This window comes from Paraburkholderia guartelaensis (assembly GCF_004353905.1).
Classification (GTDB): Bacteria; Pseudomonadota; Gammaproteobacteria; order Burkholderiales; family Burkholderiaceae; genus Paraburkholderia; species Paraburkholderia guartelaensis.
The window spans coordinates 1-737 of record NZ_SMOD01000170.1 but is presented as its reverse complement, the minus strand read 5'-3'; the positions used below and the strand labels follow the sequence as shown (position 1 = coordinate 737).

Sequence of the window (737 nt, the reverse complement as noted above, 5' to 3'; positions counted from 1 at the left end):
GTCACACCATGGGAGTGGGTTTTGCCAGAAGTGGCTAGTCTAACCGCAAGGAGGACGGTCACCACGGCAGGATTCATGACTGGGGTGAAGTCGTAACAAGGTAGCCGTATCGGAAGGTGCGGCTGGATCACCTCCTTTCCAGAGCTCATCGCTCACACGCGTTTTAAGCGCTCACACTTGTCGGCTGTAAGAAAGACAGACTCAGGGGTCTGTAGCTCAGTCGGTTAGAGCACCGTCTTGATAAGGCGGGGGTCGATGGTTCGAATCCATCCAGACCCACCAACTGGTCTGACGGGCAGTTCCCTTGAGAATGTATGACTGGGGGATTAGCTCAGCTGGGAGAGCACCTGCTTTGCAAGCAGGGGGTCGTCGGTTCGATCCCGTCATCCTCCACCAATCCTCAATGCACAGCGTTCTGCTGAAGTTCAGCAGAACATTTCGCATTGGCGATTGAGCCAGTCAGAGCGGTATGTGAAAACGTATCGGCTGTCGTTCTTTAACAATCAGGAAGAAGTAGTAAAGAGATTCATCTGAAACACACTTAGAGATGGGTGTGGAGTAGGTGAATCAGGGTTGTGATTGTATCAATGTATTTTTAAGTGATCGAAAGATTGCCTTGAAATACGGCGCAACACGAATACTCAACCTGTAGCGAGTGAGTCCGAAGTGAGCAATCACGGCGAGACACACCCGTTATAGGGTCAAGCGAACAAGTGCATGTGGTGGATGCCTTGGCG

At 51.4% G+C, this 737-nt stretch carries 2 tRNA genes and 1 rRNA gene; all 3 read left to right on the top strand.

Annotation, left to right across the window (positions count from 1 at the left end):
• Positions 1-138, top strand: a 16S ribosomal RNA gene (locus E1N52_RS43920); the annotation flags it as partial.
• Positions 139-205: 67 nt separating this feature from the next.
• Positions 206-282: transfer RNA gene (locus E1N52_RS43915), tRNA-Ile, on the top strand.
• A 38-nt stretch (positions 283-320) separates the two neighbouring features.
• A tRNA-Ala gene (locus E1N52_RS43910) sits at positions 321-396 on the top strand.
• Positions 397-737 lie beyond the last annotated feature (341 nt).